Genomic DNA, 24,787 nt, shown 5'->3' with positions numbered 1-24,787 from the left:
GCGAGGGGGCCCCGCCCGTTCACGCCGTCAGGGGGAACTCCTCGCCCAGCGCCTCGAACACCGCGTTGTTCAGTCCGTACGCCCGCTTGCACTCGGCCACGATCCGCTGCCGCTCCAGTTCGTCACCGGGCACCGCGTCCAGCAGCTGCGCGTAAGTCCGCTTGAAGGCGGCCGGGTTGGGGATCTCCTCGAAGACGTAGAAGCGGACGCCGTCGCCCTTCTTCGGGAAGCCCCAGTTCTTCTCGGCGGTGTCGCGGATGATCTGCCCGCCGGAGAGGTCGCCGAGGTAGCGGGTGTAATGGTGGGCGATGTAGCCGGCCGGCCAGTCGCGGGTGCACTCCGTGATCCGCTCGGCGTACTCCACGGTGGCCGGCAGCGCGTCGGCCGTCCTCCGCCAGCCGGGGCCGCGCAGGTACTCCAGGTCCCGCTCCAGCGCCGCCATGCGGAACAGCTCCGGCCGGACGAAGGGGCCGGCCACCGGGTCCGCGGCCAGCTGCCGGGCGCCGGTCTCCAGCGCGGAGTACACGAACCACAGCTGCTCCGTGTAGCGCGCGAACGCGTCGACCCCCAGCTTGTGGCCCAGCAGGTCGCCGATGAAGGTCGAGCCCCTGACCTCCTCGTGCTGCTCGCGAGAAGCGGTCCGAAGGAGCGCGGAGAAGGATTCCATGGGCCTACTTTTCCCGACGGGCTGTCGGTAAAAACCTGACCCCGCACGGGAACGGCCCGCCTCCCGGAGGAGAGCGGGCCGTGTGGTGGTGTGCGCGGAGGCCGGCTACGGCAGCGTGAGGATCTCCGCGCCCGAGTCCGTCACCACCAGCGTGTGCTCGAACTGGGCCGTCCGCTTCCGGTCCTTCGTGACGACCGTCCAGCCGTCGTCCCACATGTCGTACTCGTGCGTCCCGAGCGTCAGCATCGGCTCGATCGTGAACGTCATGCCGGGCTGGATGACCGTCGTGGCGTGCGGGCTGTCGTAGTGCGGGATGATCAGGCCCGAGTGGAACGACGAGTTGATGCCGTGCCCGGTGAAGTCGCGGACCACCCCGTAGCCGAAGCGCTTGGCGTACGACTCGATGACCCGGCCGATGATGTTGATCTGCCGGCCCGGCTTGACCGCCTTGATCGCCCGCTCCAGGGACTCCCGGGTCCGCTCCACCAGCAGCCGCGACTCCTCGTCGACGTCACCCACCAGGTAGGTGGCGTTGTTGTCGCCGTGCACCCCGCCGATGTACGCCGTCACGTCGAGGTTGACGATGTCGCCGTCGCGCAGCACCGTCGAGTCCGGGATGCCGTGGCAGATGACCTCGTTGACCGACGAGCACAGCGACTTCGGGAATCCCCGGTAGCCCAGCGTCGAAGGGTAGGCGCCGTGGTCGCACATGTACTCGTGCGCCACCCTGTCCAGCTCGTCCGTGGTCACCCCGGGGGCGATCAGCTTCGCGGCCTCCGCCATCGCCCGGGCCGCGATCCGGCCGGCCACGCGCATCGCCTCGATGGTCTCGGGCGTCTGCACCTCCGGTCCGGTGTACGGCGTCGGCGCGGGCTTGCCGACGTATTCGGGGCGACGGATGTTTCCGGGCACGGAACGGGTGGGGGACAGCTCCCCCGGTACGAGCAGCGACTGGCCAGACATGCCAGCGAGTCTAACCAGCGGCCATGGGGGAACATGTCGATGGCGAGAGGAGCTGGTCATGGCCCTGTTCAAGAAGCGCACGGTCGGCAAGCCGGGTGAGTGGTACTACTGCCTGGAGCACAAGAAGGTCGAGGAGGGGCCGGAGTGCCCCAACAAGGACCGGTTCGGGCCGTACGCCTCCCGCACGGAGGCCGAACACGCGATGGCGACCGCACGCGAGCGCAACCTCCAGTGGGAGAACGACCCCAAGTGGCACGACGCCCCGGCGGGCAGCCGGGACGACGAGAGCTGATCCCGCCCTCCGACGCCCGGGCCCGCGACAGCCGCGGACCCGGGCGTCCGCTCATGCCCTCAGGACGCCCGGACGTCACCAGCGGGCCGGCGGTGGTGCCGTCAGGTGCTCCGCCAGGCGCGCCACCCGGTCCCGGAAGCGGCGCCGCCCGCGCGGCGTCGGCAGGGCGTTCTCCCCGGCCGCAGCGCTGACCAGGTGCTGCACCGTGTCGAGGTCCAGTTCCGAACCGTCGGGCACGGCCAGGACCTCGTGCGCCAGGGACGGCAGCTCGCCCTGTCCGGGGCCGAGGGACAGGACCGTCGCTCCGGCCCGACGGGCGTCGGACACCCGTTCCGCCAGGGGTGCGGCGGGCGTCGCGGGGGCGACCACCAGCAGCGTCTCGCCCCGCCGGGCCGCCTCCAGCCGGCCCAGACCCACCGCCAGATGCGCCGGATCCGAGGGGCGTGCGCCGTGCCGCACCAGCGTCGGGGCCAGTTCCGGAGTGCCCGACCAGGCGGCCTCGTCCACCAGGTGCGCGGCGAGATGCCACGGCTCGTACTCCGGCGTGCCGACCAGCAGCAGCCCGCCCCCGTGCGACACCACCGAGCCGCGCAGCGCCCCGGCGAACCGCCGCGTCGCCCCCAGCCACTCCGTCCCGGCGAGCACTTCCCGCAGCAAAGCCACCCGAACCGCATCCATGGGAGCGCATCCTGCCCCGAACGGCCACTCGTGACGTGCGGTTCACCCCGTATTCGCCCGGGCCGGGTAAGCCGACCGGTCACCCGTACCGCCGTCGAACGACCGGAGGAACCGCCGATGACCGAGACCAGCGTCCCCTTCCGCGCCGGACAGGAGGGTTACGCCAGTTTCCGTATCCCCGCCGTCGTCGCCACCGGCACCGGTGACCTGCTCGCCTTCTGCGAAGGCCGGGTCGGCTCCCGGGACGACTTCGGGAACATCGACATCGTGCTGAAGCGCTCCACGGACGGCGGCCGCACCTGGGGCCCGCTCCAGGTCGCCGCCCGCAATGGCGACGCCCTCGCCGGCAACCCCGCGCCCGTCGTCCTCGGCACCGGCCGCGTCCTCCTCGTGCACGTACGCAACGCCGCCCTCGCCACCGAGGACGCCATCCGGCGCGGCAAGGTGAGCGCCGCGGACGGGCGCCGCGTGTGGGTGCAGCACAGCGACGACGAGGGCCGCACCTGGTCCGCGCAGAGGGAGATCACCCAGCAGACCAAGCGGCCCGAGTGGCGCTGGTACGCCACCACCCCCGGCCACGCGATCCAGCTCAGCACCGGCCGGGTCGTCGTCCCCGCCAACCACTCCCTGCCGCCCACCGGCACCGACAACGGCACCGAGGGCAAGTACAACGGCGGACACTGCCTGCTCAGCGACGACGAGGGCACCACCTGGCGGATCGGCTACGTCGACGACAACACCGACGGCTACATCAACGCCAACGAGACCACCGCCGCCGAACTCCCCGACGGTCGCGTCTACGTCAACACCCGCAACGACTCGCCCTCGCCCGGCACCCGCGCCGACGCGCACTCGGCCGACGGCGGACAGACCCTGGTGAAGCCCTTCCGTCCCCAGGCCGGTCTCACCGCCCCCGTCTGCCAGGCCGCCGTCCTGCACCTGCGCGACCCCGACCTGCTCCTGTACTCCGGCCCCGCCGACCCGGGCTTCCGCGCCCTGATGACGATCCGTGCCTCCACCGACGCCGGCACCACCTGGCGCCCGGCGTACACCGTGGACGGCCTGCCCGCCGCGTACTCGGATCTCGTACGCGCCGACGCCGGCACCGTGGGCCTGCTGTACGAGACCGGAGACTTCGGCGCCTACGAGACGATCACCTTCCGGCGGGTGCCCGTGACGGAGCTGACCTGAGCCTCCCGGCACGGTGACGCGGTCGTAGAGTCGGGGCCATGACTTCTACCGACAGTGCTGCCGCCGACCACACCCAGAAGGCCCCCGCCAAGGACCCCTGGGACCTGCCCGACGTCTCCGGACTCGTGGTGGGGGTGCTCGGCGGGACCGGGCCGCAGGGCAAGGGCCTGGCCTACCGGCTCGCCAAGGCCGGCCAGAAGGTGATCATCGGCTCGCGTGCCGCCGACCGCGCCCAGGCGGCCGCCGAGGAACTCGGCCATGGCGTCGAGGGCGCCGACAACGCCGAGACCGCCCGCCGCAGCGACATCGTGATCGTCGCCGTGCCCTGGGACGGCCACGGCAAGACCCTCGCATCCCTGCGCGGGGATCTGGCGGGCAAGCTCGTCGTCGACTGCGTCAACCCGCTCGGCTTCGACAAGAAGGGCGCCTACGCCCTCAAGCCCGAGGAGGGCAGCGCCGCCGAGCAGGCCGCCGCCCTGCTGCCGGACTCCCGGGTCACGGCCGCCTTCCACCACCTGTCGGCCGTGCTGCTCCAGGACCCGGAGATCGACGAGATCGACACCGACGTGATGGTGCTCGGCGAGGTCCGCGCCGACGTCGAGATCGTCCAGGCCCTCGCCGGCCGCATCCCCAACATGCGCGGCATCTTCGCCGGGCGGCTGCGCAACGCCCACCAGGTGGAGTCGCTGGTGGCGAACCTGATCTCCGTGAACCGCCGGTACAAGGCGCACGCGGGCCTGCGCGTCACCGACGTGTGAGCCGGTGACGGGCATGGGGGACACTGGACGGCACCAGCAGTGCCGCAGTGTCCCCCGACAGGAGTCGACCCCATGCCCCGCCTCGCCCTCTACGCCCTGATCGTCTGCGTGCTCTCCGTGGCCGCCGCCGTGGTCTCCTTCACGCGGGGCAGCTTCCTGGGGATCGTGTGGGTGCTGCTGGCGGGCCTGTCGTCCAATATGTGCTGGTACTACGCCAAGCGCGCCAAGCAGCGAAAGTCCGCCGCCGGCTGACCCGCGCCCGTCAGGACGCCGCCGAGCAGAACTCGTTCGAGCCCTGCCAGAAGCGGTACAGCTCCTGACCGCAGTACGTCTCGAAGTCGCTGATGCCGAGGGACTTCAGGATCGTGTCGATCACGTCGAAGAAGACCCCGTTCACCGCCGGCAGCCACAGCAGCGCGAACACGAACAGCAGGCCGAACGGCGCGAACGGCTCCACCTGGCGCCGGATGCCGTACGACAGCCAGGGCTCGATGACGCCGTAGCCGTCCAGGCCCGGCACCGGCAGGAAGTTCAGCAGCGCCGCCGTCACCTGGAGCAGTGCGAGGAAGGCGAGGGCGAACCGGAAGTCGTTCGGCACGCCGTCCAGCGCGTCCAGCCAGAACGGGGCGGTGCACACCACGGCGAACAGCACATTCGTCAGCGGGCCCGCCGCCGAGATCAGACTGTGCTTCCAGCGCCCCTGGATCCGGCCCCGCTCGATGAACACGGCGCCGCCGGGCAGGCCGATCCCGCCCATGATCACGAAGATCACCGGGAGCACGATGCTGAGCAGGGCGTGCGTGTACTTCAACGGGTTGAGGGTCAGGTAACCCTTCGCGCCGATGGAGATGTCACCGCTGTGCAGGGCGGTGCGGGCGTGCGCGTACTCGTGCAGACACAGCGAGACGATCCACGCCGCCGTCACGAACAGGAACACGGCGACGCCGGGCTGCTCGGCGAACCCGGTCCAGGTCGCCCAGCCCGTGACCGCCGTCACGGCGACGATCCCGACGAACACGGGACTGATCCGCCGCTCGCTGTGGCGGGTGGTGGCGGTGGTCATGGGGCTCCCTGCACTCGTCGACACGGGGGTGGAACGGCCCGACGGTACCGGGCCCGGGTGAAAAACGTCTCGCGCGGGGCGGTCGGTTCCGGGGAGGGTGGGTCCATGGGGCTGTGGCACGTGTTCTACGAGGACTGGCAGATGGAGTGCTGCGGCACCCCGTTCTCGGTCGGGGACGAGGTGAGCTGGCCGCTGCTGCTCCTGGACCCGGACACCGTGCTGGGCGGCGGCTGGCACGACCAGCTCACCGAGGTCGCCGGGCCCGTGACGGACGTGGGCGGCGTGCGGATGGTGGGGGAGGGGACGGCCCTCCCGGTCGCCCTGGGGGCGGACCCCGACGCCGAGGAGGACCGGCGCCCGGAGCCGGGGGGTTGGAACCGGACGGCCGGGCTGCTGTCCGTCGAGCGGCACGGCGCGCGGTGGCCCGAGGCCGGGGGGCTGGTGCGGGCCGTTCAAGTGCTGACCCAGTCCTGGGCCGAGACCGCGCCCGGATCGCGCCTCTACGAGCCGGTGACGGGGGAGCGCGGGCTGCGGCCGGTGGACCGGTGCCCGGAGTGGTTCAAGGAACGAGAAGGGGAGCGGGCGGCCGACGGGCGGGGACGGCGCTCGCGCGAGTCGGGGGTGGTGGTGATCCTGGAGGTGCCGGGCACGGACTCCCGCCTCTCCCACGCCGTCCGCGAGGCCCGGGGCCCTCGTGCCCCCCGTGACGCCCCGCCGCGCAGTCAACCGCCGTGACCCGCCCCCGTATCACCGGAGACAATGAGCCCGTGCACTACCGCATCCTCGGCACCACGCAGGCGCTCCGCAGTGACGGGTCGGTCGTTCCGGTCGGTGGGGCGCGGTTGCGTGCGTTGCTGACCGTGCTCGCGCTGCGGGCCGGGCGGACCGTGCCCGTGGGGCTGCTCGTCGACGAGGTGTGGGGCGGGCAGCCGCCCGCCGACGCGCCGGGGGCGCTACAGGCGCTGGTCGGGCGGTTGCGGCGGGCGCTCGGGGCGGGCGCGGTCGCCTCCGTCGCCGGCGGGTACCGGCTCGCGGCCGCGCCCGACGACGTCGACCTGCACCGCTTCGAGCGGCTGGCCGGTGAGGGGCTGCGGGCGCTGGCCGACGGCGACCCCGCCAAGGCCACCGTGGTCCTCGACGACGCTCTCGCCCTGTGGCGCGGCCCCGCTCTCGCCGACCTGCCCGACCGCACCGCCGAGGCCGCTCGTTGGGACACCCGCCGCCTGGACGCGCTCCGGGCCCGGCACGCCGCCGCCCTCGCCCAGGGCCAGGCCGAGCAGTCCCTGCCGGAGCTGACCGCCCTGTGCGACGGCCACCCCCTGGACGAGCCCCTCCAGGCCCTGCGGCTGCGCGCCCTGCGGGACGCCGGCCGTACGGCGGAGGCGCTGGACGCCTTCGAGGACGTCCGGCGCCTCCTCGCCGACCGCCTCGGGGCCGACCCGGGCCCGGAACTGCGTGCTCTGCACGCCGAGTTGCTCCGGCCAGGGGACACGCCCGTGCCCGCGTCGGCCCGGCCCGCCGGCAACCTCCGGGCCCGCCTCACCTCCTTCATCGGCCGGGAGAGCGACATCGAGACCATCCGCGGGGATCTCGCGCAGGCCCGGCTGGTCACCCTGCTCGGCCCCGGCGGCGCCGGGAAGACCCGGCTGTCCCAGGAGGCCGCGGAGACCGTGCGCGAGGCCATGCCCGGCGGTGTGTGGCTGGCCGAACTCGCCCCCGTCGACGACCCGGACGCCGTACCGGAGGCCGTGCTCACCGCCGTCGGCGCCCGGGAGACCGTGCTGTACGGCGCCGGCGCCGAGGGCATCCGCGCCGCCGTCGCCGACCGGCTCGACGCCCCCGTCGAGCGGCTCGCGGAGCACTGCTCCCGGCCCCGCATGCTGCTGATCCTCGACAACTGCGAGCACGTCGTCGACGCCGCCGCCCGGCTCACCGAGGAACTGCTGGCGCGCTGCCCGGACCTCACGGTCCTGGCCACCAGCCGCGAACCCCTCGGTGTCCCGGGCGAGTTGCTGCGGCCGGTGGAGCCGCTGCCCGAGCCGGTGGCGCTGCGGCTGCTGGCCGACCGGGGCGCGGCGGCCCGGCCCGGCTTCCGGACCGAGGACGATCCCGGGGCGTGCGCCGAGATCTGCCGGCGCCTCGACGGCCTGCCGTTGGCCATCGAACTGGCCGCCGCCCGGCTGCGGATGCTCACACCCCGCCAGATCGCCGACCGCCTGGACGACCGCTTCCGTCTCCTCACCTCCGGCAGCCGTACCGTCCTGCCCCGCCAGCAGACCCTCAGAGCGGTCGTCGACTGGTCCTGGGACCTGCTCGACGAGGAGGAACGCGACGTTCTGCGGCGGCTGTCGGTGTTCGCCGGCGGCTGCGACCTGCCCGCCGCCGAGGCCGTGTGCGGACCGGCCGCCCTGGAGGCCCTCGGCTCCCTCGTGGACCGCTCCCTGGTCGTGGCCGCCCCGCCGGACGGTTCCGCCGACGGGGAGATGCGCTACCGGCTCCTGGAGACCGTCGCCGAGTACGCCGCCGAACGGCTGGACGAGTCCGGGCAGCGCGCCGGGGCCGAGCGGGCCCATCTGACGTACTTCCGTGAACTGGCCCGCGTCACCGACCCGTTGCTGCGCGGCCCCGGACAACTCGCCGCCATCCACCGGCTGGAGCGCGAGTACGAGAACCTGCGCATCGCCCTGCGCCGCGCCGTGGTCCTGCGCGACGAACAGGAGGCGCTGTGCCTGGCGTTGTCCCTCGTCTGGTACTGGCAGATGCGCGACTTGCGCATCGAGGCCCGCAACTGGTGCCGTGAGGTGATGGCGCTCGGCCCGGACCCCTTCACCGAGCCCCTCCGCCCCGCCACGGCGGTGTGGCAGCGCTGCACCGACGCCCCGCCCCCGATGACCGGCGAGATCCTGTGGGAGGCCCGGCGCGGTATCCACCTCGCCCATCTCGCCTGCATGGACACCGAGCTGGACGCCTGGCAGAACCCGGACTCCCAGCGGAAGCTGCGCGCCATCGCCGCGACGTACGAGCCCGGACTGCCGCAGAACTGCCGGCTCCCCGGTCTGCTCTGGTTCTTCGCCGTGATGCTGACCGGCGACATGGACAGGCTGCGCGTCATCATCGACGCGTCCATCCGCACCTGCCGGCGGACCCCGGGCTTCGACTGGGAGCTCGCCTCGGGCCTGCAGATGCGGGCCAACTTCCTCGCCAACCGCACGGACTGGACCGGTGACGCCGCCCACGACGCCGACGAGTCGCTGGAGATCTACCGGCGCCTCGGTGACTCCTGGGGGACCGCCGAAGCCCTCTCCGCCCGCGCCGAGGCCCACGAGCGCAAGGGCCACCACACCCTGGCCGCCGCCGACTACGAGGAGGCCATCGCCCACGCCGAACACCTCGGTGCCCGCGCCCAGGCGGCGGTGCTCAGCGCCCGGCTGGGCAGCGCGCTGCTGGAGGCGGGCGACGACGAACGCGGTGAACGCCTGCTGCGCGAGGTGATCGCCCAGCGCGAGGACTCGCACAGCGAGGCCATGCCCGCCGCCCGCCTGTTCCTCGCCGGCTGGCTCGGCATGACGGGCCGCATCGCGGAGGCGCGCGAGCAACTGGGCCGGCTGCGGCAGGACTTCCGCATCGCCCACTTCATCGTCTTCGACGCGTACATCCTCGGCGTGGAGGCGTGGCTGGACGCCGCGGAGGGGCGGTACGAGGAGTGCCTGCTCCGGATCCGCCGGGGGATGGAGCGGGCCGCCGACCCGCTCGCCGAGGCCATCACGCCCCATCTGCGCTCGGGGTACCTGATCATCGGCGCCCGGGCCCTCGCCGCCATCGACGGCGGCGGGCGCGCCGAGGACGCGGCCCGGTGTCTGGGTGCCTTCGACGCCCTGCTGCCGCCCGGTCACATCGCCCAGCGGCAGGAGCGCGAGACCCGCGAACGCACGGAGCGGCAGGCCCGGGCGCTGCTCGGTGACCGGGCCTACGAGGCCGCGTACGCGGCGGGCGGCGGCCTCTCTCTCGACGAGGCCGCCGCCCTGCTCTGGAGGAACCCGTGAGGCGATCCGGCCGCCCGGTCAGTTCTTCGTGCGGAACTTGTGGATCGCGACGGGCGCCATCACGGCCGTGATCGCCACCGACCAGCCGAGCGTCACCCACAGGTCGTGCGCGACCGGCCCGCCCACCATCAGCCCGCGCGCGGCGTCCGCGAGGGTCGACAGCGGGTTGTAGTCGGTGAACGCCTGGAGCCAGCCCGGCATCGACGTGGTCGGCGCGAAGATCGACGAGCCGAACTGGAGCGGGAACAGCACCAGGAAGCCCATCGCCTGCACGGACTGCGCGTTCTTCAGGATCACGCCCAGGGTGAGGAACACCCACATGATCGACGAGGCGAACGCCGTGGACAGGGCCACGGCCGCCAGCAGCCCCGGCCAGTTCGTGATCTCGAACCCGACGGCCACGGCGACGATCATCAGCACGGCGGTGGCGAACAGCATCCGCAGCAGCTCCACCGAGATCTTCGCGAACAGCACCGAGCCGCGCCCGATCGGCAGCGACCGGAAACGGTCCATGACACCGGAGTTGAAGTCCTGGCTGAAGCCGGTGCCGACGCCCTGGGACAGCGTCATGCTCATCATCGCGATCATGCCCGGGATCACGTACTGCACGTACCGGTCCTGTCCGCCGCCCAGCGCCTGCCCGATCGAGCCGCCGAAGACGAAGACGAACAGCAGGGTGAAGATGACCGGCATCAGCAGCGCGTCGGCCATCGACTCCGGGTCCTTGCGGATCCACAGCAGGTTGCGGCGGATCAGGGCGCCGGTGTGGCGCAGATGGCCGCGCAGCGGGATACGGGCGTCCGTGGCGGCGTCGTTGACGGTGACGGCGCTCATACGGCGGCCTCCTGAAGGTCTTCGGCGGGCATGGCGTCCTGCGGGGCACTGGCACGGTGGCCGGTGAGGGACAGGAACACCTCGTCCAGGCTGGGCAGTTCGGTGGTGATGGAGGAGAGCGTGATGCCGCGCGCGGTGACCGCGCCGACCACGGCCGTCAGCTGCTCGTCGCTGAGGATCGGCACGAGGACGTCACCCCGGTCGGTGTCGACGGTCGTGGTGGCGAGCCCGGTGATCCCCAGCTCGTCCAGCGCGCCGGCGAGGGGCCGCAGGTGGGTGGGGTCGGCCGGGCGGATCCGCAGCGCACGGCCGCCGACCTTCGCCTTCAGCGCCTCGATCGCGCCCCCGGCGATGACCTGGCCGCGGTCGACGACCGTCAGCTCGGAGGCGAGCTGCTCGGCCTCCTCCATGTACTGGGTGGTGAGCAGCACGGTGACTCCGTCGCCGACCATGCGCTTGACCTCGTCCCACACCTCGTTGCGGGTGCGGGGGTCGAGGCCGGTGGTCGGCTCGTCGAGGAAGAGCACGGCCGGCCGGCCGATCATCGACGCGGCGAGGTCCAGCCGGCGCCGCATGCCCCCGGAGTACGTCGCCGCCGGCCGCTTGGCCGCCTCGGTCAGCGAGAAGCGCTCCAGCAGCCCGTCGGCCCGGGCACGGGCCTCCTTGCGGGGCAGATCGAGCAGCCGCCCGATCATGTACAGGTTCTCCCAGCCCGAGAGCTTCTCGTCCACGGACGCGTACTGGCCCGTGAGCCCTATCACCCGCCGCAGCTGCCGCGGCTGCCGTACGGCGTCGTACCCGGCCACGATGGCCTGCCCCGAGTCGGGCGCCAGCAGGGTGGACAGGATCCGCACCAGGGTGGTCTTCCCGGCCCCGTTCGGCCCGAGCACCCCCATCACGGTGCCCTCCCGCACCTCCAGGTCGACCCCGTCCAGTGCCTTGGTCTCCCCGTAGTGCTTCACCAGCCCCCGCACGGTGACAGCGGCGCCGCTGGTCTGTGTGTCGATTCGCGTCATGGCACAGACGGTTCCAGGACCCACCGACAAACCACCGACAAGCCGCCGACACCCGCTGTCGGTGGTGCCGGCGAAAGGGGACAGCCCGTCGACTGGGGGAGATCGACGGGCTGTCCGTGGTACCGCTGTGGCTCTCTGTGAGGTCCTAGTGGACGGAGTTCTCCTCCTGCGGGAACGTTCCGCCGACCACGTCCTCGGCGAACGCCTTCACCGCGTCGCCCATGACCTCACGCAGGTTCGCGTACTGCTTCACGAACTTCGGCACCCGCCCGCCGGTCAGACCCAGCATGTCGGTCCACACCAGCACCTGCGCGTCGGTCTCGGGGCCCGCCCCGATCCCGACGGTCGGGATGTGCAGCACCCGCGTCACCTCGGCGGCCAGCTCCGCGGGGACCAGCTCCAGCACCACCGCGAACGCGCCCGCGTCCTGCACGGCCTTCGCGTCCCGCAGCAGCTGCTGGGCCGCTTCCTCGCCGCGGCCCTGCACGCGGTAGCCCATCGCGTTGACCGACTGCGGGGTCAGGCCGATGTGCGCCATGACCGGGATGCCGGACTCGACGAGCAGCCGGATCTGGTCGTGCGACCGCTCGCCGCCCTCCAGCTTCACGGCCTGCACGCCCGCCTCCTTCACCAGCCGGGTCGCCGAGCGCAGCGCCTGCACCGGGCCCTCCTGGTAGGAGCCGAAAGGCAGGTCGCCGACGATCAGGGCGCGCGAGGTGCCCCGTACGACCGCCGCCGACAGCATCGTCATCTCGTCGAGGGTGACGGGCACGGTCGTCTCGTACCCGAGGTGGCAGTTGCCCGCTGAGTCGCCGACGAGCATCACCGGGATCCCGGCCTCGTCGAAGACGGAGGCGGTCATGGCGTCGTACGCGGTGAGCATCGGCCACTTCTCGCCGCGCTCCTTGGCGGCGGCGATGTCGCGCACGGTGATACGGCGGGTGCCCTTGCCCCCGTACAGCGCCCTGCCGCTGCCGGAGGGCTTCATCTGAGCAGTCTGGGCAGCCGGAAGCTGCGTCATGGCACGGCTCCTAACACGTCATCTCGAGGCGCCCTGACGGCGTCCCCGGACCACGTCCATGGTGGCACCTCGTGTCATCGAGGGCTAGGGGAGCCCCTGTGAGTTCCGTCCGCGCGTCCGCGAGGGCCCGGACGCGGTCGCCGCGTAAGATCCCGGTAAGAGAATTCCAATACGAGACGGTCTCGTATCGAAATACTTCTGGGCTCGGTGCCATGACTACTCCTGCCGAACCGGCCGCCCCCACCGGCCCGCGCGTACCGGAAGCGGTGCACCGGCGCCGCTGGGCGATCCTCGGCGTGCTGATGCTGAGCCTGCTGATCGTCGTGCTCGACAACTCGATCCTGAATGTCGCCATCAAGACGATCTCCACCCCGGCCCCCACCGGGCTCGGCGCCACGCAGAGCCAGCTGGAGTGGGCCATCAACGCCTACACCCTCGTCTTCGCCGGACTGCTGTTCACCGCCGGACTGCTCGGCGACCGGCTGGGCCGCAAGAAGGTGCTGCTCGGAGGCCTCGCCGTGTTCGGCATCGGCTCGGCGCTCGCCGCGTTCTCCGGCTCGCCCGGCCAGCTGATCACCTTCCGGGCCGTGATGGGCCTGGGCGCCGCGTTCGTGATGCCCGCCACGCTGGCCGTCCTCATGAACGTCTTCGAGCGCGAGGAGCAGCCCAAGGCCATCGGCATCTGGGCGGGCGGCGTCGGCCTCGCCGTCGCCATCGGCCCGATCACCGGCGGTGTCCTGCTCGACCACTTCTGGTGGGGCTCGGTCTTCCTCGTCAACGTGCCGATCGTGCTGCTCGGGCTCGCGCTGATGCTCTGGCTGGTGCCGGACTCGCGCGATCCGAACCCGGGCCGGGTGGACCCCGTCGGTGTCGTGCTGTCCGTCGTCGGCCTGGTCCTGCTCGTCTACGGCATCATCAAGGGCGGCCAGCTCGCCGACTTCACCGACGCGACCGTGCTGGCGACCATCGGCGCCGGCCTCGCCGTGCTCGTCGCCTTCGTCGTGTTCGAGAAGCGCAGCGACCATCCGTCGATAGACGTCACGTACTTCAGGAGCAAGGTCTTCTCGGCCGCCATCGCCGCCGTCGCGCTGGTCTTCTTCGCGCTGATGGGCGTGACCTTCTTCTCCGTCTTCTACACGCAGAGCGTGCGCGGCTACTCGCCGCTGCAGACCGGTCTGCTGATGCTGCCGCTGGCCGCCGCCCAGTTGATCTTCGCGCCGCGCGCCCGGCTGGTCGTCGACCGCTTCGGCAACCGGGTCACGACCACGGGCGGCATGGCCGTCATCGCCGCCATGCTGGCCGCCTTCGCCACGCTGGACGGGGACACGCCCATCTGGATCCTGGAAGTGATCTTCTTCCTCATGGGTGCCGGCATGGCGCACATCATGACGCCGGTCAGCGTCGTCATCATGCAGGCCCTGCCCCGCGAGAAGGCCGGGTCCGCCTCCGCGCTCAGCAACACCTTCCGGCAGGTCGGCGGCGCCCTCGGCGTCGCCGTCCTCGGTTCGGTGCTGTCCACGGCCTACCGCACGGGCATCGAGGACAGGCTCGGCGTCCTGCCCCCGGCCCTGCGGCACACCGCCGGTGAGTCCATCGAGGGCACGCTCGGCGTCGCGGACAAGCTGGGCCCGCGGGGCGCGTCCCTCGTCGCCCCGGCCCACGACGCGTTCCTGCACGCGATGCACGTCACCGCCCTGTGGGGCGCGGGCGTGGCCCTGATCGGCGCGGTCGTCGTGGCGCTGTTCCTGCCGGGCAGGCCGCCGTCGTCCCAGCGGGCGCAGGGGGACAAGGAGTTGTCGCACACGGGTTCGTAGGCCTGCGGGAGAATGCACTCCCCGCGCAGCCGGGAACGGTCTCCACCCCGCCAGGAAGGACGCAGCGACGTGAGCCTCGCCGATCGGCACACTCCGCCCGACGCTCCCGCGAGGGGCCGCCCCAGAAGCGAGGCCGTCGAGCGCGCGATCATCGAGGGCGTGATGAGGCTCCTGGAGGAGGGTGTGCCCCTCGCGGAGCTGTCCATCGAGCGCATCGCCCGCACCGCGGGCGTCGGCAAGGCCACCATCTACCGCCGCTGGAGCGGCAAGGAGGAACTCTTCGTCGACGTCGTACGCGCCGCCGAACCCCCGGACCCGCCGCTCCCCGGCACCTCCATGCGTGACGACCTCGTCGTCCTGCTGGAACAGGTGCGCCGGCGCGGCCTGGCCAACCGTTCCTCGGCGATCCTGCACAGCGTGCAGGCCCAGATGAAGAGCAGCCCGAAACTCTGGGCGGCGTACCACGCGACCGTCGTCGCCCCGCGGCGCCGGCTCGGCCTGGAGGTCCTGCGCCGCGGCCAGGAGAACGGCGAACTGCGCACGGACCTCGACCTCGAACTGCTGAACGACATATTCGTCGGCCCGATACTCCTCCGCGCCGCGCTGCACACCGACGCCGACCTCCCCGACGACCTCGCCGACCGAGTCGTCGACACGCTCCTCGAAGGCCTACGCCCCGTCAGTTCCGAGTCCCGGCCGCCCGGGTGAGTGTGCGCGTTTCGTCACAGACGGCGCTTTCGGCGGGCGGGACCGGAACTCTCCTCGGGGGCTCGGACGTCATCGCCCCCGTACGGCCGTCGCAGGACGGCGGGAACGGAACGGATCATCCCCTAGGGTCGTAAGGACACGGGGGCGATGGTGTGCACGGCAGGCAGTGAGGCGACGGTATGGCGCAGCAGGCGTACATGACGGAGACGGACAACGGCGGCTCGGGGCCCGAGCACCGGGGAACCCGGCTTCGGCGCCTGTTCGACCGGCTGGTGGGCCCCTGGCGGGGCGACCCGCGGATCTGGCGGCGCGGACTGGTCGTCGCCGCGTGCGCGGTCCTGCTGGCCCTGGTCATGGTGCTGCACTCGCGCATCCCGAACACCATCGGCAACCTGGGCAGTCTCACCGAGACGTTCCTGCCCTGGCTGGGGCTCCTGGTCCCGGTGCTGCTCGTCCTCGCCCTGGTCCGCAAGTCCGCGACCGCGCTGATCGCGGTGGTGCTGCCGTCCGTGGTCTGGCTGAACCTCTTCGGCGGCCAGCTCAGCGACAAGACCGCGACCGGCGGCGACCTCACGGTGGTCACGCACAACGTCAACGCCGACAACCCCGACCCGGCCGGCACCGCCCGGGACGTGGCCGCCTCCGGCGCGGACGTGCTGGCCCTGGAGGAGCTGACGCCGGACGCCGTCCCGACGTACGAGAAGGCGCTGGCGCCGACGTACCGCTACCACTCCGTGCAGGGCACGGTCGGCGTGTGGAGCAAGTACCCGCTGAGCGGCGTGCGGGACGTCGACCTCGACATGGGCTGGACGCGCGCGATGCGCGCCACCGTGACCGCACCGTCCGGGCAGGTCGCGGTCTACGTCGCCCATCTGCCGTCGGTGCGCGTGAAGATGGAGGCCGGCTTCACGGCCCGCCAGCGCGACCGGAGCGCCGACTACCTGGGCGAGGCCATCGCCCACGAACCGCTGGAGAACGTCGTCCTGCTCGGTGACCTGAACGGCACCATGAACGACCGCGCGCTCAACGCCGTCACCTCCCAGATGCGCTCCACGCAGGGCGCGGCCGGCAACGGGTTCGGCTTCAGCTGGCCGGCGTCGTTCCCGATGGCGCGCATCGACCAGATCATGGTGCGGGGCCTGAAGCCGGAGAGCTCGTGGACCCTCCCGCAGACGGGGAGCGACCATCTGCCGGTCGCGGCTCGTGTGAGGGTCACCACAAGCGGTTCCTGAAAACCGCTGGTCAAGGCAGTTCCGTCAGAAATCGGCGACCTCGGCGTCACCGCGCGGAATAGTGCGCCTGCGAGACTTTGTTCCGTACTTGAACATACGCGTACGGATCTCCAAGCAAGACTCGAAAGGCTCCTTCATGCCCCTGGCCCTGCTCGCCCTTGCCGTGGGCGCCTTCGGCATCGGTACGACCGAGTTCGTGATGATGGGGCTGCTGCCCGACGTCGCGGACGACCTGAACATCTCGATACCCAGCGCCGGCCACCTGGTGTCGGCGTACGCGCTGGGCGTCGTCATCGGCGCCCCGCTGCTGGCCGCGGTCACCGCCAGGATGTCCCGGCGCACGGTCCTGATCGGCCTGATGGGGCTGTTCGTCGTGGGCAACGCCCTGTCGGCCCTCGCGCCCGACAACGGCTGGCTGCTGGCCGCCCGCTTCCTGAGCGGTCTGCCGCACGGCGCCTTCTTCGGCGTGGGCGCCGTCGTCGCGACGAACATGGTCGCCCCCGAACGCAAGGCGCGTTCGGTCTCGCTGATGTTCCTCGGCCTGACGGTCGCGAACGTCGCGGGCGTGCCGGTCGCGACCCTGATGGGCCAGCACCTCGGCTGGCGGGCGACCTTCCTCGGCGTCAGCGCCATCGGCCTGGCGGCGATCGCCGCGCTCGCGTTCCTCATCCCGCACGACCACGAGCACACCACCGCGAGGGGCCTGCGCGGTGAACTCGCCGCCCTGCGCTCCCTGCCGGTCTGGCTGTCGCTCGGCACGACCGTCGCGGGCTTCGGAGCGCTCTTCGCCGCCTACAGCTACATCACGCCGATGCTCACGGACGCCGCCGGCTACGCCGACGCCAGCGTCACCCTGCTGCTGGCGCTGTTCGGCGTCGGCGCGACCGCGGGCAACCTGCTGGGCGGACGCCTGGCCGACCACTCCCTGCGGGGCACGCTGTTCGGCGGCCTCACCGCGCTGGTGGCGGTACTGGCGCTGTTCCCGCTGCTGATGCGCACGGAGCTCACGGCCGCCGTGGCCGTGACCCTGCTCGGCATGGCGGCCTTCGCCACCGGCTCCCCGCTCCAGCTGATGGTCATGGAGAAGGCCTCTTCGGCCCCGTCCCTGGCCTCCTCGGCCAACCAGGCCGCCTTCAACCTGGCCAATGCCGGCGGCGCCTGGATCGGCGGCCTCGCGCTGGCCGCGGGCTTCGGCGTCACCTCCCCGGCCCTGGCCGGTGTGGCCCTGGCCGTCCTCGGTCTGGCCGTGGCGTCGCTGGCCTACGCGGTGGACCGGCGCCGGGCCCCGGTCGCCGGGCGCGAGCGGATCGTGGCGAGCCACGTCCCGCAGGAGGCCCGAGCGGTGCACCACTGACGGCTCCCGGCACACGGCAGCACACGGGATCAGATCCCGCGTGCTGCCGTTTCCGTTGACCGGGGTACGAGACGGGCGCGCTGTCCGACCGCCTCTGCCTGACGGCTCGTCAGTGCGCTGACCAGGTCGTCCAGTCCGTCGAACCGCCCGTCGAAGTCGTCGGAGTCTGTGGGCGGGTCCCCGGCCGGCCGGTGGACGTAGGCGGTGCGCATGCCGACCGCCCGCGCGCCGCGCAGGTCCCAGGCGTGGGCGGCGACCATCAGCACCCGTTCGGGTGGGCATCCGGCGCTGTCGAGCGCGAGCCGGTAGACCTCCGGCGCCGGCTTGTAGGCCGCGACCGCCTCGGCGGACAGAGCTGGATGCCAGCGCAGCCCGGCGTGCGCGTTGAGGTGGAGCAGGGCCGTACGGCCGGCGTTGGACAGCCCCATCACGGGGTATCGCCGCGAGAGCCGCTCCAGCCCGGCGGCGGAGTCGTCCCAGGCGGGCAGCCGCCGCCCCGCCGTGGCGAGCCGCGCGACGGCCCCCGGGTCGGTCACCCCGGCGTGCCGGGCCACCAGCCGGGCGGCCTCGGCGTCGAGCACCTCCGTGCTCACGTACGGGCGTTGCCCCTGGCGGACGCGTTCCTGCTCCTGCTCGCAGTACCGCCGCCACAGGGCGACGGGCCCGTCGGCGGCCGTCGGGCCGGACAGGCCGGTCGCTTCCCGTACCGCAGATCGAAGCCCGCCGGGCTCGTCGACCATGGTGCCCAGGACGTCGAAGACGACGACCTCGATGTCGTGGATCGCCGCCATCTGTTCTCCCGCACCGGTCGGTGTGTCACCGCTTGAGCAGGTGACGATGGTGACACCAGGTGTTGTTACCGGTCAAGGTGGTGACGGCGATTACTGCGGCTGGGTCGCGATCTGGATCAGGTTGCCGCAGGTGTCGTCGAAGACGGCCGTGGTGACGGGGCCCATCTCCAACGGCTCCTGGGTGAAGCGGACGCCGAGGCCGCTCAGGCGCTCGTACTCGGCCCGGACGTCGGTGACGGCGAACTGGGCGAGCGGGATGCCGTCGGCGGCGAGCGCGTCGCGGTAGGGCTTGACGGCCGGGTGGCCGGCGGGCTCCAGGAGCAGTTCCGTGCCGCCGGGCTCCTCGGGGGAGACGACCGTCAGCCAGCGGTCCGTCCCGCCCACCGGGACGTCGTGCTTCTTCACGAAGCCGAGGACCTCGGTGTAGAAGCGCAGGGCCTTGGCCTGGTCGTCGACGAAGACGCTGGTCAGCTGGATCCTCATGACGGGCTCTCTTCCGGTCCGGAGGGGTCGGGTGCCGGCCATCGCTCGGTGATCTGCCGGAGCGGGGCCGTGTTCAGGTCGTGGAACTTGCAGCGGCCCTCCCGCCTCGTCTCGACGAGCCCGGCGGCCTCCAGCACCGCGAGGTGCTGGGAGACCGCCTGACGCGAGATGCCGAGCCGGTGCTTCATGCTCAGCCGCGAGCAGATCTCGAACAGTGTCTGCCCGGACTGCTCGGCGAGCTCGTCGAGGATGGTGCGACGGGTGGGGTCGGCCAAGGCTTTGAAAAGGTCGTCGGCCACGACTCCAAGATAGGCAAGTATTCACTTGCCTATCAAGTCCTTCCGGCCCCTCCCGTCAGCCGGCCCCTCCCGTCAGCCGGACCCGCCCGTCGGAATGGCCCCGCCCGTCGGAATGGCCCCGCCCGTCGGAACGACTCCGCCCGTCAGAGCGGCGACTCCGCCCGTCAGAGCGACTCCCGCCATCCGTTCGTGATCGGCAGCCGTCGGTCCTTCCCGAAGCCCTTCGGGGAGATCTTCGTGCCCGGCGGGTACTGGCGCCGCTTGTACTCGGCCGTGTCGACCATGCGCAGCGTCTTCGCGACCAGCGCCGCGTCGAACCCGGCCGCCACGATCTCGTCGGCTCCCCGGTCCCGGTCGACGTACAGCTCCAGGATCGCGTCGAGCACCGGGTAGTCGGGCAGCGAGTCCGTGTCCACCTGGCCCGGGCGCAGTTCCGCGCTCGGGGGCTTGCTGATGGAGTTCTCGGGGATGGGCGGGGTCTGACCGCGTTCCCGGGCGGCCCGGTTGCGCCACTCGGCGAGGCGGAAGACCGACGTCTTGTAGACGTCCTTGATCGGGCCGTACGCCCCGACCGAGTCGCCGTAGAGCGTGGAGTAGCCGACCGCGAGCTCCGACTTGTTGCCGGGGGCCAGGACGATGTGGCCCTCCTGGTTGGAGATCGCCATGAGCAGCGTGCCGCGCAGACGCGACTGGAGGTTCTCCTCCGCCAGGCCCGTGAGTCCCAGCGAGCCCATGTAGGCGTCGAACATGGGCTCGATCGCGACCGTGCGGTAGTTCAGCCCCGTACGGCGGGCCAGTTCGGCCGCGTCGTCCTTGGAGTGGTCCGAGGAGTACTTCGACGGCATCGACACGCCGTACACGTTCTGCGCGCCCACCGCGTCGCACGCGATCGCCGCGACCAGCGCCGAGTCGATACCGCCCGACAGGCCGATCAGGACCGAGGTGAAGCCGTTCTTCGCGACGTACGCCCGCAGGCCGACGACCAGCGCGGAGTAGACCTCCTCGTCGTCCTCCAGACGGTCCGCGTAACCACCCGTGAGCTCGGGCTCGTACGCGGGCAGCGGCTCCTCGGAGAGCACCACGCGGTCGATGCGCAGACCGTCGTCGACCACGCCCGCCGGCGCGTCCGCCGACGCCGCCGGCAGGTCCAGGTCCAGGACCACGCAGCCCTCGGAGAACTGCGGCGCCCGCGCCACGACCTCGCCGTCCTTGTCGACGACGATCGAGTCGCCGTCGAACACCAGCTCGTCCTGGCCGCCGATCATCGCCAGGTACGCCGTGGTGCAGCCGGCCTCCTGGGCCCGCTTGCGGACCAGCTCCAGGCGCGTGTCGTCCTTGTTGCGCTCATAGGGGGAGGCGTTGATCGACACCAGCAGGCCCGCCTGCGCCGAACGGGCGGCGGGGACGCGGCCGCCGTCCTGCCAGAGGTCCTCGCAGATGGCCAGGGCGACGTCCACGCCGTGCACCCGCAGCACCGGCATGCTGTCGCCGGGCACGAAGTAGCGGAACTCGTCGAACACGCCGTAGTTCGGCAGGTGGTGCTTGGCGAAGTTGAGGACCACCTCGCCGCGGTGCAGCACCGCACCCGCGTTCTGCGGCGCGCCGGCCGGCTGGCCGTACTTCGGCTGGGCGGTGGCACTGCGGTCGAGGTAGCCGACGATCACCGGCAGCTCTCCGAAGCCCTCCTCGGCCAGGCGCGCGGCGAGAGAACGCAGCGCCGCGCGGGAGGCCTCCACGAAGGACGACCTGAGCGCCAGGTCCTCGACGGGATACCCGGTCAGCACCATCTCGGGGAACGCCACGAGATGCGCTCCCTGTTCGGCGGAGTGCCGGGTCCAGCGGACGATCGACTCGGTGTTCCCGGCGAGGTCGCCGACGCCGGCGTCGATCTGGTTCAGGGCGAGACGTAGTTGAGGCACGCCGCCCAGTGTAATCGTCAGTGCGACACAATGGGGTGGTGTGAGTCACCCCACACCACCCCATGTCCCCTCGCGGAGGTCAGCCGCGCCGGTACGACTCGACGTAGCCCTTCGCGGGTGAGCCCACGCCGGTGACGTCGTCGTAGCCCTTCACGGCCGCGAGCGAGCTGTCCTTGCCGAGACTGCGCACGGACGTGGTCAGACCGCCGGTGGCGTCGTAGCCGTTCACGAAGTCGACGCGAGCCACGGCGAGACCGGAGCCCGTCGGGTCGTCGGTGACGTCGTGGTAGACCTTCGAGCCGGCCTTGGCGTAGATCGCCGGGTTGGCGAAGCCGATCGCCTTGCCGCCGCGGGCCTCCTGCGCCAGCGCCTGGACGGCCGCGATCGTCGGGGCCGCGAGCGAGGTGCCGCCGATGCGGTACTCGCTGTACGCCTGCGACCTGCCGTCCGGCGAGGTCTGCGTTTGCCCGACCAGGAAGCCGGTGTTCGGGTCGGCGACCGCCGCGATGTCGGGCACGACCCGGTTGCCGTCCGCGCCGTTGGCCTCGGCCAGCGCGTCCGGCACCACGCCCTGCTGGTAGGAGGGCTCGGCGACGGTCCTGCTGGTGCCGCCGCCCGCGCCGGAGGTGAAGGAGCCGGGGAAGCCGGTCCAGCTCTTGCCGTCGGCCGACAGGTTCGCCTTGTCGGTGCCCCAGCCGGTCTCCCACAGGTACGTGTCGCCCTTGCCGACGGCCAGCGAGGTGCCGCCGACGGCGGTGACCCACGCCGAGTCGGCCGGGGAGTCGACCTGCTTCGTCCCGGAACTCGCGACCTCGTCGCCGTCGTCGCCGGAGGAGAAGTAGAAGCCGATGCCCTCGACCGCGCCCAGCTGGAAGACCTGGTCGTAGGCGACGGCGAGGTCCGGGGTCTGTGCGGCCTCCACCTCGCCCCAGGAGTTGGAGACGATGTCGGCCAGGCGGCTGTCGACGACCTTGCCGAGCGCGTCGAGCAGATCGCCGTCCGTGCAGGAGGCGGCGCCGACGTAGGTGACGTCCGCGGCCGGGGCGACCGCGTGCACCGCCTCGACGTCCAGGGTCTCCTCGCCGTACCAGCCGGAGGCCGAGCAGTCCTTGGTGTTCGTGTACTTCTCCGGCAGCACCTGGTGCAGCCGGCCGGTCTTCCACGCCGCGTCGCCGTTGCGCTTGGCGTACGTGCCGGCGTCGTAGGCGATCGTCGGAGAGGCGTACGCGTCCGTGATGGCGATCCGGACACCCTTGCCGGTGCGTGTGCCCGCGCCGTAGGCGGCCCGCAGCTGCTTGCCCGTGTAGCCCTTCACGACGTACGGGATCTTCTTGCCGTACGCGTCCGGGAGCGTGCTCGCGGTGTTCGAGCCGTAGTACGAGGAGAACGGCCCGGCATTGCGGAACACGGTGTCCGGCGGCGGCAGTTGATCGTCGTGCGTGGCCATGTGCGGCGCGTTGTCCAGCCCGGTCACCGTCAGGACGGCGTCGGCCAGGCCCTCCGGTACGGAGGCGGTGCTCGCCGGGGCGCGGTACGTCTTCGAGCCCTTGGCGAAGTTGTGCAGCTGCGTGCCGAACGCCTCTTCGGCGGCGGCCACGTCACCGCTGACGGAGACGTAGTGCCGGGTGACGCCGGTGACCTTCAGGCCCGACGCCGTCAGCCAGGACTTCACGGCCGCCACCTGGGCCCTGGTCGCACCGAAGCGGGCCTGCGCCTGCTTGGCCGTCAGGTACGTGCCGTACGAGGCCGAGCCCGGGTCGGAGACGGCCTGCGCGTAGGCGGCGAGGCCGGCGGCGTTCCTGCCGGCGAGGTAGACCCGGGCCGACACCCGGGCGCCGTCGGAGGTGGCGCCCCGGTCCGCGCGGGCCGTGGCCCACTCGGGGCGGGTCCCGGACAGCAGGTCACGGAGCGGGTGGCCGGCGGCGTGCGCCGCGGGCATGCCGAGCGCCAGCGCACCGGCGAGCATCGGCAGTGTCGCTGCCATGCTCACCCCGGCGCGCACCGAGGCGCGGTTGGATCTCATGGAACTCCCTGTGCGGTTCGTCGCGAGTGGATCACTCGACGGTCGCCACTCTCGCGATGAACCGTTCATGCAAGGGAATTGCGCAGCCCACGAAGCGCCCTACGCAGCTCAAGAAGAGCCCAAGAGACCGCCAGGCGGGGCGATTTGAGGCATACGTGCGCACCGCTGCTAGGAACGCGGTGCGGCTCCTCGCTCCTTGAGCATGTCCGCCATCAGCCGGATCTCCGACTGCTGCGCGTCCACCATGCCCTGCGCGAGCCGCTTCTCGACACCGACCACGCACCGGTCCGCGCAGCCCTCGGCCATGTGCACGCCGCCTTGGTGATGGTCCGTCATCAGCTGGAGGTAGAAGACCTCCGCCTGCTTCCCGCTGAGCTCTCCGAGCTTCTTCATCTCGGAGTTGGTCGCCATGCCGGGCATCAGCGCGCCGTCCTTGGCGGAGGCCGTGTCGCCCATGTCCATCCAGGTCATCGGCGGCTTCGAGGACACCTTGGGCAGGCCCCACAGGTCGAGCCAGCCGAGCAGCATGCCGCGCTGGTTGGCCTGCGTCTGCGCGATGTCGTAGGCCAGGCGACGCACCGCCTCGTCCTTGGTGCGGTCGCGCACGATGTACGACATCTCCACGGCCTGCTGGTGGTGCACCGCCATGTCCCGCGCGAACCCGGCGTCCGCGGAGTCGGCCGAGGGCGTCCTGCCGCCGCCGTCGTCCCCCGCGACGGCGTAGGTGATCGCACCGGCCGCGACGAGCGCCGTCGCCGCGGCCCCGGCGATCAGGCCGGCCTGCCTCACTTGGACAGCCCGTTCGTGCAGGCGGCACCCGGCTCGGGGGTCTGCTCGCCCTGGACGAACTTCTCGAAGAACTTGTCCACGTTCGGGTCGCTCGCGCCCGTGACCGTGCGCTGGTGACCCCACGCCGAGAGCATGATCGGGTCCTTCTGGTCGTCCATCGGGCTCATCAGCGTGTACGGCGTCTTCTTCACCTTCGCCGCGAGCGCGTCGACGTCGGACTTCTTCGCGGCGGCGTTGTACGTCACCCACACCGCGCCGTGCTCCAGCGAGTGCACGGCGTTGGTGTTCTTCACCGGCTCGGTGTAGACGTCGCCGTTGCAGTTCATCCAGACCGGGTTGTGGTCGCCGCCGACCGGAGGCTCGGAGGCGTACTTCACGGCCTTGGTGACGTGGTTGCGGGCCAGCTTGCCCTCCCAGGTCTTCACCCCGTCCTTGCCCGTCACGAATGTGCCCTTGCCGGAGGAGTCCTTCGCCGCCGCGGTGTCACTGGCCCCGTCGTCCTGGGACTGCACGAGCACGACACCGCCGACGACGAGCCCGGTCACGATCACGAGGCTGGCCGCGATCGTGAGGATCCGGTTGCGGCGCTCACGGGCCTGCTCGGCGCGCCGCATCTCCTCTATTCGAGCCTTGCGTGACGTGCTGGCCTTCTTGGCGGAGCCCATGAGGTGTCCTTCGTGGGAAAAGTGACGGTCGGGTGGGCTGATCGTAATGGGGGAGACGGGGCGCCTCGTAGAGCGGTCGCGGGAATGGGCCGAATCGATACGGCACCGACAGCAGGACGACAGCTCCGCCGCTCCCGGCGCCCCTCTCCCGCCGGATCATTTGTACCGGAGATTCCCATTACCT

Annotated in this window: 24 protein-coding genes; 10 read left to right on the top strand and 14 right to left on the bottom strand. The window is 71.8% G+C overall.

Going from position 1 to position 24,787, the window contains the following annotated elements:
• Positions 1–19 precede the first annotated feature (19 nt).
• Positions 20–667, bottom strand: coding sequence for a biliverdin-producing heme oxygenase (locus tag GTY56_RS11650; protein WP_161362586.1), 648 nt, complete (start codon positions 665–667; stop codon positions 20–22).
• Between the two features lie 105 nt (positions 668–772).
• The gene (gene map, locus GTY56_RS11645; protein ID WP_161362588.1) at positions 773–1,630 is read right to left on the bottom strand and encodes a type I methionyl aminopeptidase; all 858 of its coding nucleotides are present in this window, start codon (positions 1,628–1,630) and stop codon (positions 773–775) included.
• Between the two features lie 58 nt (positions 1,631–1,688).
• Between map and GTY56_RS11640 the strand changes: the two genes are divergently transcribed.
• A complete protein-coding gene (locus tag GTY56_RS11640) occupies positions 1,689–1,922 on the top strand; it encodes a hypothetical protein (protein ID WP_031105401.1) in 234 nt (77 codons plus the stop codon).
• 75 nt (positions 1,923–1,997) lie between these two features.
• Here GTY56_RS11640 and GTY56_RS11635 read toward each other — a convergent pair whose 3' ends face one another.
• A complete protein-coding gene (locus tag GTY56_RS11635; RefSeq protein ID WP_161362590.1) occupies positions 1,998–2,600 on the bottom strand; it encodes a hypothetical protein in 603 nt (200 codons plus the stop codon).
• A gap of 117 nt (positions 2,601–2,717) precedes the next feature.
• On the opposite strand from GTY56_RS11635, the gene GTY56_RS11630 reads away from it, so the two are divergent.
• The 3 genes from GTY56_RS11630 to GTY56_RS11620 all read left to right on the top strand — a co-directional run bounded on the left by GTY56_RS11630 (position 2,718) and on the right by GTY56_RS11620 (position 4,801).
• Entirely contained in the window at positions 2,718–3,791 is a 1,074-nt protein-coding gene (locus tag GTY56_RS11630) for a sialidase family protein (RefSeq protein WP_161362591.1), read from the top strand.
• A 38-nt stretch (positions 3,792–3,829) separates the two neighbouring features.
• Positions 3,830–4,549: an NADPH-dependent F420 reductase gene (npdG, locus tag GTY56_RS11625; RefSeq protein ID WP_161362593.1), complete on the top strand. Its 720-nt coding sequence runs from the start codon at positions 3,830–3,832 to the stop codon at positions 4,547–4,549.
• Between the two features lie 72 nt (positions 4,550–4,621).
• Positions 4,622–4,801: a hypothetical protein gene (locus tag GTY56_RS11620; RefSeq protein WP_161362595.1), complete on the top strand. Its 180-nt coding sequence runs from the start codon at positions 4,622–4,624 to the stop codon at positions 4,799–4,801.
• Positions 4,802–4,811: 10 nt separating this feature from the next.
• On the opposite strand, the gene GTY56_RS11615 is transcribed toward GTY56_RS11620, so the two are convergent.
• On the bottom strand, positions 4,812–5,612 hold the full coding sequence (locus GTY56_RS11615; protein WP_161362597.1) for a site-2 protease family protein: 801 nt from the start codon (positions 5,610–5,612) through the stop codon (positions 4,812–4,814).
• Between the two features lie 105 nt (positions 5,613–5,717).
• On the opposite strand from GTY56_RS11615, the gene GTY56_RS11610 reads away from it, so the two are divergent.
• Together GTY56_RS11610 and GTY56_RS11605 are read left to right on the top strand one after the other, a co-directional pair.
• On the top strand, positions 5,718–6,347 hold the full coding sequence (locus GTY56_RS11610; RefSeq protein ID WP_237524377.1) for a DUF6578 domain-containing protein: 630 nt from the start codon (positions 5,718–5,720) through the stop codon (positions 6,345–6,347).
• Between the two features lie 32 nt (positions 6,348–6,379).
• Positions 6,380–9,655: an ATP-binding protein gene (locus GTY56_RS11605; RefSeq protein ID WP_346345415.1), complete on the top strand. Its 3,276-nt coding sequence runs from the start codon at positions 6,380–6,382 to the stop codon at positions 9,653–9,655.
• An 18-nt stretch (positions 9,656–9,673) separates the two neighbouring features.
• Here GTY56_RS11605 and GTY56_RS11600 read toward each other — a convergent pair whose 3' ends face one another.
• The 3 genes from GTY56_RS11600 to panB form a co-directional block, all read right to left on the bottom strand.
• Positions 9,674–10,489, bottom strand: a complete 816-nt coding sequence (locus GTY56_RS11600; protein WP_161362600.1) for an ABC transporter permease — start codon at positions 10,487–10,489, stop codon at positions 9,674–9,676.
• Positions 10,486–11,505, bottom strand: a complete 1,020-nt coding sequence (locus GTY56_RS11595) for an efflux ABC transporter ATPase subunit, DrrA-related (RefSeq protein ID WP_161362603.1) — start codon at positions 11,503–11,505, stop codon at positions 10,486–10,488. Before GTY56_RS11595 ends, GTY56_RS11600 begins: the two co-directional genes overlap by 4 nt.
• 145 nt (positions 11,506–11,650) lie before the next feature.
• The gene (gene panB, locus GTY56_RS11590; RefSeq protein WP_033312546.1) at positions 11,651–12,526 is read right to left on the bottom strand and encodes a 3-methyl-2-oxobutanoate hydroxymethyltransferase; all 876 of its coding nucleotides are present in this window, start codon (positions 12,524–12,526) and stop codon (positions 11,651–11,653) included.
• Positions 12,527–12,738: 212 nt separating this feature from the next.
• Between panB and GTY56_RS11585 the strand changes: the two genes are divergently transcribed.
• The 4 genes from GTY56_RS11585 to GTY56_RS11570 all read left to right on the top strand — a co-directional run bounded on the left by GTY56_RS11585 (position 12,739) and on the right by GTY56_RS11570 (position 17,634).
• A complete protein-coding gene (locus tag GTY56_RS11585) occupies positions 12,739–14,340 on the top strand; it encodes an MFS transporter (RefSeq protein ID WP_161362605.1) in 1,602 nt (533 codons plus the stop codon).
• A 69-nt stretch (positions 14,341–14,409) separates the two neighbouring features.
• Positions 14,410–15,048: a TetR/AcrR family transcriptional regulator gene (locus GTY56_RS11580; protein ID WP_346345416.1), complete on the top strand. Its 639-nt coding sequence runs from the start codon at positions 14,410–14,412 to the stop codon at positions 15,046–15,048.
• 179 nt (positions 15,049–15,227) lie between these two features.
• Entirely contained in the window at positions 15,228–16,280 is a 1,053-nt protein-coding gene (locus GTY56_RS11575) for an endonuclease/exonuclease/phosphatase family protein (RefSeq protein WP_161362609.1), read from the top strand.
• Positions 16,281–16,416: 136 nt separating this feature from the next.
• Entirely contained in the window at positions 16,417–17,634 is a 1,218-nt protein-coding gene (locus tag GTY56_RS11570) for an MFS transporter (protein WP_161362611.1), read from the top strand.
• 29 nt (positions 17,635–17,663) lie between these two features.
• Here the strand turns inward: GTY56_RS11570 and GTY56_RS11565 are convergent, their stop codons facing one another.
• The 7 genes from GTY56_RS11565 to GTY56_RS11535 form a co-directional block, all read right to left on the bottom strand.
• A complete protein-coding gene (locus GTY56_RS11565) occupies positions 17,664–18,425 on the bottom strand; it encodes a haloacid dehalogenase type II (RefSeq protein WP_161362614.1) in 762 nt (253 codons plus the stop codon).
• A 90-nt stretch (positions 18,426–18,515) separates the two neighbouring features.
• The gene (locus GTY56_RS11560; RefSeq protein ID WP_161362616.1) at positions 18,516–18,908 is read right to left on the bottom strand and encodes a VOC family protein; all 393 of its coding nucleotides are present in this window, start codon (positions 18,906–18,908) and stop codon (positions 18,516–18,518) included.
• Positions 18,905–19,207: a metalloregulator ArsR/SmtB family transcription factor gene (locus GTY56_RS11555; protein ID WP_161362618.1), complete on the bottom strand. Its 303-nt coding sequence runs from the start codon at positions 19,205–19,207 to the stop codon at positions 18,905–18,907. Before GTY56_RS11555 ends, GTY56_RS11560 begins: the two co-directional genes overlap by 4 nt.
• Positions 19,208–19,371: 164 nt before the next feature.
• Complete coding sequence (locus GTY56_RS11550) at positions 19,372–21,126, bottom strand: NAD+ synthase (RefSeq protein WP_161362620.1); 1,755 nt, start codon at positions 21,124–21,126, stop codon at positions 19,372–19,374.
• A gap of 79 nt (positions 21,127–21,205) precedes the next feature.
• On the bottom strand, positions 21,206–23,149 hold the full coding sequence (locus GTY56_RS11545; RefSeq protein ID WP_161362622.1) for a S53 family peptidase: 1,944 nt from the start codon (positions 23,147–23,149) through the stop codon (positions 21,206–21,208).
• A 168-nt stretch (positions 23,150–23,317) separates the two neighbouring features.
• Positions 23,318–23,938 (bottom strand): DUF305 domain-containing protein, encoded by a 621-nt coding sequence (locus GTY56_RS11540; RefSeq protein WP_161362623.1) that lies wholly within the window; start codon positions 23,936–23,938, stop codon positions 23,318–23,320.
• Positions 23,935–24,603 carry a thioredoxin-like domain-containing protein gene (locus tag GTY56_RS11535; RefSeq protein ID WP_161362626.1) on the bottom strand — a complete coding sequence of 223 codons (669 nt, stop codon included), beginning with the start codon at positions 24,601–24,603 and terminating at the stop codon, positions 23,935–23,937. Before GTY56_RS11535 ends, GTY56_RS11540 begins: the two co-directional genes overlap by 4 nt.
• Positions 24,604–24,787 lie beyond the last annotated feature (184 nt).

This window comes from Streptomyces sp. SID5643, assembly GCF_009872555.1.
GTDB lineage: Bacteria > Actinomycetota > Actinomycetes > Streptomycetales > Streptomycetaceae > Streptomyces > Streptomyces iakyrus.
The sequence above is the reverse complement of the archived record's forward strand: the minus strand, read 5'-3'. Positions and strand labels throughout refer to the sequence as shown.